Annotated in this window: 6 protein-coding genes and 1 tRNA gene; 3 read left to right on the top strand and 4 right to left on the bottom strand. The window is 64.8% G+C overall.

Going from position 1 to position 6,974, the window contains the following annotated elements:
- Positions 1 to 559, top strand: a 559-nt coding sequence (locus DM995_RS06855) for an SDR family NAD(P)-dependent oxidoreductase (RefSeq protein ID WP_502696582.1), incomplete at its 5' end; no start/stop codon positions are given.
- A 174-nt stretch (positions 560 to 733) separates the two neighbouring features.
- On the opposite strand, the gene DM995_RS06850 is transcribed toward DM995_RS06855, so the two are convergent.
- The 4 genes from DM995_RS06850 to DM995_RS06835 form a co-directional block, all read right to left on the bottom strand.
- Positions 734 to 1,132, bottom strand: coding sequence for a hypothetical protein (locus DM995_RS06850; RefSeq protein ID WP_116968922.1), 399 nt, complete (start codon positions 1,130 to 1,132; stop codon positions 734 to 736).
- A gap of 212 nt (positions 1,133 to 1,344) precedes the next feature.
- The gene (locus DM995_RS06845; RefSeq protein ID WP_116968921.1) at positions 1,345 to 2,772 is read right to left on the bottom strand and encodes a tetratricopeptide repeat protein; all 1,428 of its coding nucleotides are present in this window, start codon (positions 2,770 to 2,772) and stop codon (positions 1,345 to 1,347) included.
- Positions 2,773 to 3,040: 268 nt separating this feature from the next.
- On the bottom strand, positions 3,041 to 3,823 hold the full coding sequence (locus tag DM995_RS06840) for a TadE/TadG family type IV pilus assembly protein (RefSeq protein ID WP_157973103.1): 783 nt from the start codon (positions 3,821 to 3,823) through the stop codon (positions 3,041 to 3,043).
- A 320-nt stretch (positions 3,824 to 4,143) separates the two neighbouring features.
- Positions 4,144 to 4,220 (bottom strand) — tRNA-Met (locus DM995_RS06835).
- A 196-nt stretch (positions 4,221 to 4,416) separates the two neighbouring features.
- Here DM995_RS06835 and DM995_RS06830 point away from each other — a divergent pair.
- Both DM995_RS06830 and DM995_RS06825 read left to right on the top strand, forming a co-directional pair.
- A complete protein-coding gene (locus DM995_RS06830; RefSeq protein ID WP_116968919.1) occupies positions 4,417 to 5,652 on the top strand; it encodes an NAD(P)/FAD-dependent oxidoreductase in 1,236 nt (411 codons plus the stop codon).
- A 187-nt stretch (positions 5,653 to 5,839) separates the two neighbouring features.
- On the top strand, positions 5,840 to 6,970 hold the full coding sequence (locus DM995_RS06825; protein ID WP_502696604.1) for an efflux RND transporter periplasmic adaptor subunit: 1,131 nt from the start codon (positions 5,840 to 5,842) through the stop codon (positions 6,968 to 6,970).
- The last annotated feature ends 4 nt before the right edge of the window (positions 6,971 to 6,974 follow it).

The raw sequence follows: 6,974 nt of genomic DNA, 5'->3' as shown, positions 1-6,974 counted from the left end.
CGCGCTCGCGACAACGCTGCTGCCGCTGCTCCAGCGCACCGAAGGCGCCCGCGTCGTGGCACTGTCGTCCACCGGGCACAAGCTTTCGGACATCCGCTGGGACGATCCCAACTGGACCGATGGCAGCTATGACAAGTGGAAGGCCTATGGCCAGTCGAAGACCGCCAACAGCCTGTTCGCGCTCGGCCTCAACGCGCGGCTGAAGGACAGCGGCGGCCAGGCCTTTGCGGTGCATCCGGGCGGCATCTTCACCCCGCTCCAGCGCCATCTGCCGACCGAGGAGATGATCGCGCTCGGCTGGCTCAACGAGAAGGGCGAGATTTCCGATGGCGCCCGCGCGATGTTCAAGACGCCGACCCAGGGCTGCACCACGACGCTCTGGGCGGCGACCAGCCCGCTGCTCGAAGGCAGGGGCGGGGTCTATTGCGAGGATTGCAACATCGCCACGCTGTCGGGCGAAACGCCGGTACGCTACCGCGATGTCGAGCCGCACGCGGTCGAGCAGGACAGCGCCGAACGGCTGTGGGAGATGAGCGAGCGTCTGCTCGCCGAGGCCTGATCCGGTGAGCTAGTGGTCCGATTCTGACATTCGGTACCGCGTGAAGCCAGGCTGTGCGCGAATGTCAGAATCTCTTCGGACCACTAGATCTTTCTGATTCTAGTGGATTTTCCGATTTTGACATTTGCAGACCTATCCCAGCCGCAAAGGGATGCAAATGTCAAAATCAATCCACTAGCGGAAATCCGCAAAGGCGATGACGCGGCGGAAGCCGGCGCGGCATTGCGGCTGGCCGCCGATCACCTGCGCCTCGTGCCAGATATCGCCCGAATGATAGCCCCAGCGCGCGAGCCGCTCGGTAGGCCGATCGGTCATCCGGCCACCGAGCCAGCGGGCAAGCACGGGCTTGAGCGCAGCGCGGGCGCGGGCCGGGGCGTGGCAATCGCGCGCGCCCTGCCAGCTTTCGACATGGCGCGCGAGGTCGGACTGGACACGGCGCACGCGGCCCTGGGACGCCGCATCCATGGGAGAAGCAAAGGCCAGCATCTGCGCGCGCGCCGTATGGCGCGGCAGTACCAGCACGAGCGCTGCTACCGCCAGAAACAGCAGCAGGACAGGCCAGTTTCGCGCCATGGATTGCTCCGCAGGGGATTCGTCGCCGGTTGCCTGATCGCCGACGCCCGGGCACGAAGGTTGGCCAGCAGCCGTTTTGGGTCGACGAATTACCCCGGACGCCGTCGATCAGACCTGGGCCAGTCTAGGGGCGACCGCCCGCAATCGCGCTGTGGCAAATTGTCGCAAATGCCGGAAAATGACGGGGTAACGGGTGCGATCCGGCGCTTCGATCAGCTCAGGTCGACCTTGGGCGTGGCGATCACCACCTTGCGCAGCAGCCGCTGCACCTCGGCATCGCCGCGCCACTTTTGGGCGATGCGCTTGTTGAGCGTGGCCGAATACCAGCGTTCGCCCAGCGCCGACGCCTGTTTGAGCAAGGTCACCAGCGTCGCACGATCGCCCATGCACGAGGCGTGAAAGGCCGGCGTCATGCGCGTCTTGCGCTCGCCCTCGGCAAATTCGCGCCGCGCTTCGGCGACCAGCACCAGATGCGCGCTCGCGGGATCGCGCGCAATCGCCGCGTCGAGCGCCGCGGACAGTTTCTGCATCTCGGGCACGCCGCGCAGGGTCGCGAGCGCGCGATATTCGCGGGCATAAGCCTTGATGTCGCCGCGCGAGATATGCGCCCAGGCAAGGCAGTTGCGGATCGTGGCGTCGGACGGATATTGCGACTTGAGCTGTTCCAGCTCCATCACCGCGCGCCGGTCCCGTCCGGCCTGCCAGTGCGCACAGGCACGCTCGACCGCAATGGCGGGCGTGCCGGGGAGCAGCAACTGCGCCGTATCATATTCGCGCTGGGCGGCGGCATCCTGGCCGAGATCGGACAGCACATTGGCGTACCAGAAATGCGTGAGGCCGTCGCGCGGATCGAGATCGAGCGCGCGGCGGAACGAATCGACCGATCGCTGCGCGTCATAGCTCCACCAGTACTGGATGAACCCGTTGGCGCGATGTGCGGCGGCCAGCTGGTTGTCGAGCGCCAGCGCCTGTTCGACCGCGGACTTGGCCGCGCTGTACGCCCGGCTTTCGGTCGCGGCCCCATATTCGCGATAGATCAGCCACGCTTCGGCGAGGCCCGCATAGGCTGGCGCGAAATCCTTGTCGGCGGCAATGACCTTTTCGTACAGCGCGATCGCCTTGCGCAGATCCTCCGGGGTGCGCCGTGCCCACAGATCGCGCGCGGCGACATAATCGTCCGCGACGCTCTTGTCATGCGGCAGCGCCGCCGCCCGCTCGATGGGCGAAGGGGCAGGCGCGATCATCTCGGTCAGCACGATGGTCGCGACGACGAGCGCAGCCAGCGCAATGACGACGCCTGCGCCCACGAGCAGCCGCTTGCCGCGCCTGGGCGGCAAGGCTGCAGCGACGGGTGAAGATGCATTCATCGGAGATGGAGGATGCGCTGCAGCCGTTCCTGCCGCTGGTCTGGGCTGGGACAGGCCTCCTTCCTCGAGATCGCGCTGTTCTGCCCGTCCCGCCCAGGCGGCCAATTCATGCTCATAGGCGAACACCGACCCCTGCTTGCCGCCGGGGAGACGGTGAACGGGAAGCTCCCGTTCGCGTGCCCAGCGCATCACGGTCGTACGGTCTCGGCGGAAATACCCCGCGATCGCCTTCCAGCCGTCCAGCCTGCGATCAGAGTCTGCCGGCTGGTTCAAGGAATGTACCTGTCAATTGCAATGACACCCGAATGACGGCGCGGCCAAAACCCCATGCAATCCGCGCCCTATCCGCTGCCTATCGGCAGGCGGCGTCAGCTGTCCAGACATTATGTTATAAATCAGGCATATCGCACCGTGAATTTGTATCGCGTAGGCTGGGGAAAGCTATCGCAATCGATGCAGGGGCTATGTGCGAACGCGCTCAGTATATCCGGAAACTCCCGCAAGTCTGGGGCCGGCCGGGTCGGCATATCCCGTCCGCGTGCTAGTCGTCGTCATCGTCATCATCGTCGTCGTCCTCGTCATCATCGTCGCCCTTGCCCTTGCCCTTGCCCTTGCCCTTGACGCCCTTCGGGCAATTCCAATGATAGTGATCCTTGTGGACGCGCTTGGTGCACTTGTTCTCGTCGCCCGGCTTGGGTTCAGGGCTTTGCGGCAGCATGTCGTCAAACTTGTCGCAGGTTGAGGTGCGGGTATCGCTGGTATCGGAGAGCGGCTTCTGGCCGATCTGGCGTTGATCGCGGACGATATAGGCGGCTTCGTTATGCAGCGTCCTCGCGTCCATGAACATCTCGCCGAACAACGGGTCATATTCGTAGAAGGTCTCGACAAACATCACGGCGGTGCCGGGCAGCGCGGCGATCCGCTTGGCGGCCGATCCCATTCCCATGAACCCCTTGTCGTTCTTGCCGATGTCCTCCTCGCCATGGATCGAATCCTCGCCCAGCTGACCCTTGCATCGCTGCCACATGATCGTCTGTCCGCCTTGGCCGTTCATTTCGAGGCTGGAGACGACCGTTCGGCCCTGGCCATAGAGATTGAACCTGCCTGCCTGAAGATCGGCAGCCTGGAAGATGTCGTTGATCTGCGTTTCGAGGACCTGCTTGGAACCGAGCTGGGAGTTCATCGTGCCGATCCGGGACGCGTTGTCGGCAAGGGTGAGGGTGATGTGGCTGACCTTCAGCTGCGTGACGGCCAGATTGGCAACCTCGACCCCGTAAAAGCCGAGCCCGATGAAAATCGGCAGGCTGAAGGCAAACTCGATCAACGCCAGACCAGCCTTGTTGCGAAGGACGTGCACTCGACGGAACAAGGCTAGGGCGCGCGGCATCGACGGCCACCTCTTCAAAAAATAATTGAATTTCAGCTAGATAAATTGGATCGGCCAGTAAAGATTGGGTTAACCCTGATGCTCGGCTCGTCGCAAAGTGAAATTGGCTGCGCCTGCACATCGATCCGGCGACCAGACTTTCGGTATGGAATTCTATGGCTTTCCGCGCATTGCGGGCGTGCGGGGGAATGGCGACATCGCAGGCCGTAACCCATGCCCCGGTCGGCTGCGGGCGATGCTGATTTCGTCGTATCGGATGGTAGCGGAGGAGGGACTTGAACCCCCGACCTACGGATTATGATTCCGCCGCTCTAACCAGCTGAGCTACTCCGCCATCCCGGCAGGCACGGGCCGTTGGCCGGTGCAGGTCGCGCCCTATAATTGGCCGATGCGCTGCGGTCAAACCAAATTGCACTTTGTTCGTGCCAAGAATTCCCTGCGGCGCTTGCGGGCTTGTTTTCCGGGTCTGCAACCGGCAGATGGCTGGCGATGCCGTAACGGCCATGGGCTGGATCTAAGGAGGGAGTGCCGTGCAGGACAGCTATGACATCGCCATTGTGGGGGCAGGCCATGCCGGCGCCCAGGCTGCGATCTGCCTGCGCCAGATGGGCTTTGAAGGCACGATCGGGCTGATCGGCGACGAATCCTTCCCGCCCTACGAGCGCCCGCCGCTCTCCAAGGAGTATCTCGCCGGCGACAAGCCGTTCGAGCGGATCCTGCTGCGGCCCGAAGCCTTCTGGGCGGAGCGGGGGATCGACCTGCAGCTGGGCAAGCGGGTCACCGCGGTCGATCCGGCATCGCACAGCCTCACACTGAGCGGCGGTGCGAGCGTGAGCTATGGCAAGCTGATCTGGGCGACGGGCGGCACCCCGCGGATGCTCGACTGCCAGGGCAGCAATGCGCGCAACGTGTTCGCGGTGCGCACCCGGGCCGATGTCGACAGGATCATGGCGCGCATGGACGCGACGAGCAGCGTCGCGATCATCGGCGGCGGCTATATCGGGCTCGAGGCCGCAGCGGTGATGCGCAAGCTCGGCAAGCAGGTGACGCTGATCGAGGCGCTCGACCGCGTGCTGTCGCGCGTCGCAGGGCCCGCGCTGTCGGCCTTCTTCGAGGAAGAGCATCGTGCGCACGGCGTCGATCTGCGCACCGGTTATACCGTCGACCATATCGAGACCGACGAGTCGGGTCATGCGGTCGCGGTGCAGTGCGGAAATGGCGAGCGGATCGTGGCGGACATGATCATCGTCGGCATCGGCATCATCGCGCAGACCGGGCCGCTGATCAGCGCGGGAGCGGCCGGCGGCAACGGCGTCGATGTCGACGAATTCTGCCGCACCAGCCTGCCCGATATCTATGCGATCGGCGATTGCGCCGCGCATGCCAATGCGTTTGCGAACGATCGCGTCATCCGGCTGGAATCGGTGCAGAATGCCAACGACCAGGCCAAGGTTGCCGCCGCGCACATCCTCGATCAGGCGCAGGCGTATAATGCCATTCCGTGGTTCTGGTCGAACCAGTATGACCTCAGGCTTCAGACCGTGGGCCTTTCGGTCGATTACGATCAGGAACTGGTGCGCGGCGACCCGGCAAGCCGCAGCTTTTCGGTCGTGTATCTGCGCGGGGGCAAGGTGATCGCGCTCGACTGCGTCAACGCCACCAAGGATTATGTGCAGGGGCGCAAGGCCATTCTCGATGCGATCCCGCTCGATCTTGAACAACTCGCCGATGCCAGCGTGCCGATCAAGGAGGTTGGCCACGCCTGAGCCGGAATTTTTAGCGAAATCCGGCAAAAAATTTGCGAACAAGGAAACAATCTTGCCCTATCATGGGTTAACCCGCTAGATACGAACATACCATCGTATACGGTGTCCCCCAGATTTCTGCGAGTTAGCCATTCCGCTTTCCGTTCGCCTCACACGAACGTTCCTTGCGCGCTATGCCCTTGCTGGCCTGGCGGCATTGGCGCTCGCCGGCTGTTCGGGCGGAGACGAGGATCAGGATCGGCAGCGCCCCACGCCGGAGGTCGGCTTCGTCGTGGCGAGCGCCAGTTCCGTGCCGGTCGCGGTCGAGCTCGCAGGCCGGGTTGCCGCGTTCGAGATGTCCGAGGTTCGCCCGCAGGTCACGGGGCTGATACGGCGGCGTTTCTTCACCGAGGGCGCGTATGTCCGCGCCGGGCAGACGTTGTACGAAATCGACCAGCGGCTCTATCGCGCCGCGACCGCAGAGGCGAGCGCCAATCTCAACAGCGCCATCGCCAATGCCGAGGCCACGCGCATCCGCGCCGAACGGCTGAAGCCGCTGGCCGAAGCGCAGGCTGTGGCGATGCAGGATTATACCGATGCGCTGGCCGCCGCGCGCCAGGCCGCCGCCGCCGTGCAGCAGGGCCGGGCGCAGGTGCAGACTGCCAATGTCAACCTGCAGTTCACCCGTGTGCCCGCGCCGATCAGCGGGCGGATCGGGCGGTCGCTGTTCACGGTGGGCGCGCTGGTCACCGGCAACCAGGCGGAGCCGCTCGCGGTCATCCAGGGCGTCGATCCGGTGTTCGTCGATATCCAGCAATCGAGCGCCGATCTGCTCGCGCTGCGGCGTTCGCTGGCGCAGGGCGGCGCGGCACCCGCGAGTGCCGAGGTGTCCTTGATCCTCGAGGACGGCAGCGAATACGGGCCGCGCGGGACGGTGCAGTTTTCCGAGGTGATGGTCAATGCGGCGACTGGAACGGTGACGCTGCGGGCGCGCTTCGCCAATCCGCAAGGGCTGCTGCTGCCGGGCATGTTCGTGCGCGCGCGCTTCGACCAGGCGATCAACACCCGTGCGATCCTGGTGCCCCAGGCCGCAGTCACCCACAATGCGCGCGGCGAAGCCAGCGTGTTCGTGGTCGGTACCGGCAACACGGCGGCCGAGCGCAAGGTCCGGGCCGAGCGTGCCGTCGGCAACGACTGGGTCGTCACGAGCGGCCTCAGGCCCGGCGACAAGGTGATCGTGCAGGGCCTCGCCAAGATCAGACCCGGCGCGCCGATCCGTCCCGTTCCCGCCAGCAAGCCGCAGGTGATCGCGGCGCCCCGACCCGACAAGCAAAGCTGAGGCG

The organism is Blastomonas sp. UPD001 (genome assembly GCF_003426715.1).
Lineage (GTDB): Bacteria > Pseudomonadota > Alphaproteobacteria > Sphingomonadales > Sphingomonadaceae > Blastomonas.
The sequence above is the reverse complement of the archived record's forward strand: the minus strand, read 5'-3'. Positions and strand labels throughout refer to the sequence as shown.